Here is a 1,922-nt window from a genome sequence, read left to right as displayed (position 1 = left end):
GCCCAAAAGGAGAGGAAACAAGAGTTTTAGCTTCCTTATCCCTAGGGAAAAGGGTTGGGGATGAGGGCAATTCATCCTGCTATCCAGTAATGCTCTAAAAAGTACCCTTAGGATGCCAGAGACGATAGGCTAGCCTCCAGCGATCGCCGCAGTTCGGCAAATCCATCAATGGACTGGGGCAAATGATCCCAATCAAAGGCATCGACTTGATCAAGCAACAGGTGGGCATAGCGATCAAGGGAGGTGTTGCCATAGGTTTGAGCCACCTCTTGCAAGGCTTGGGCAAAAGCAACCACCCCTCGCATGGTCATGGTTTGCCGCAAATGCTGCCAATGATCCTGTTCGACTTGCTTGAGGGCCAGTAGTAGCTCAGATTGGCGATCGCTCCCCTGTTCTGTCGCAGCTAGCGAGACGGCTGGTGATGGGGGGGCCGTTGTTTTGTCCTGAACATCGATTGTTTTCAAAACCTCCCACAGGTGTTCATGGCGGACGGGCTTATGCAGCACAGCATGGCACATAGGCTTGATGGACTCATCCAGTTCGCGAGATGTGCTAGCCGTCATCACCACCACCGGAATCATCTGGGTGTCGGGCTGTTGATTGAGCGCTTGGATGACCTCCTGACCGCTGCGATCGCCCAGCTGTAGATCGAGCAAGATCAGATCTGGATGATGAATATGGGCCAATTGCACTGCCTCATCGCCATCTCGGGCTAAGAGAATGCGATGGTGGCTGTCATGAAAATATTGCTGGATCAACTCTCGATTGGACTTCACATCATCTGCCACCAAAACCGTTACCGGCGGCAGGGTGTTCCAGACATCATGCGTGATCGCTTCTTCGAGCAACGGTTCAGATGGATAGGAACTGGGAGCGATCGCCACGTGGGGAAACGTAAATGTAAACTTAGAGCCCTGACCCAGATCACTATCGAGGACAATCGTACCGCCGAGCATCTTGGTCAACCGTCGGGTAATAGCCAGCCCTAAACCTGTGCCGCCATATTTCCGCACATCTTGCCCATCACTTTGGGTAAAACTTTCAAAAATCTTTTGGTGCTGATCTGGTGCAATGCCGATACCGGTGTCGCTAACCGTGATTTCTAAGGTCAGGTGTTGATCACTCTGAGCGTCGGGAAACACCGATACCTTGAGATAGATACCCCCCTGTTCGGTAAACTTCACCGCATTGCCCACCACATTAAACAAAATCTGCCGTAGTCGCACTGGATCGAACAAGATCCATGGCAAGGCATCATCCAGCCTGACATCTAGAACTAGATTCTTTTCCCCTGCCTTTTGGCTAAAAATGGTTTTGACATCCACGATCAGAGATCGGAGATTCACGGGCTCATAGTACAGCCGCAGTTGCCCAGCCTCAATTCTAGAGAGGTCGAGCATATCATCAATCAACGCCAGCAGCATTTGACCGCTCGTTTCAATGGAAGACAAATATGACTTCTGGCGACTATCGATGGTTTTCTGATCCAGCAATTGGGTAAATCCCAAAATGGCATTCATAGGAGTGCGAATTTCATGGCTCATATTGGCCAAAAACTCGCTCTTGGCAAGGTTGGCCGCCTCCGCTGCTTCCTTGGCCTGCCGTAGTTCCCGGTTGAGGGTTTGCAATTCTAACGTGCGCTGCCGCACCCGCTGCTCTAGGGTGCTGTTGGTTTGACGGATGTGATCAAACTGTTGCTTGAGGGCGAGCAACATGGTGTAAACGTTATCAGACAGCAGCGCCACTTCATCAATGGAGCTGGTCGGTAGGTCAATAGTATGGTCGCTGACCAACCGCTGGGGCACGTTGGTGGTCATGGCGGCCAACTGCAAAATGGGCGTCACCAATCGACGGCTGACCACCACAGCAATGGTGATCGACAGCAGAGCGATCGCCCACAGAATTGCTAAATCTCGGATATA

General features: G+C 51.6%; 1 protein-coding gene. It reads right to left on the bottom strand.

All coding sequences use genetic code 11. The annotated features are described in order from the left end of the window. Positions 1–107: 107 nt before the first annotated feature. Positions 108–1,922, bottom strand: a 1,815-nt coding sequence (locus tag V6D20_05245; protein ID HEY9815195.1) for an ATP-binding protein, incomplete at its 5' end; no start/stop codon positions are given.

This window comes from Candidatus Obscuribacterales bacterium (assembly GCA_036703605.1).
Taxonomy (GTDB): Bacteria; Cyanobacteriota; Cyanobacteriia; order RECH01; family RECH01; genus RECH01.
Note: the sequence above shows the minus strand (reverse complement) of the source record. Positions and strands in the feature narration are given on the sequence as shown.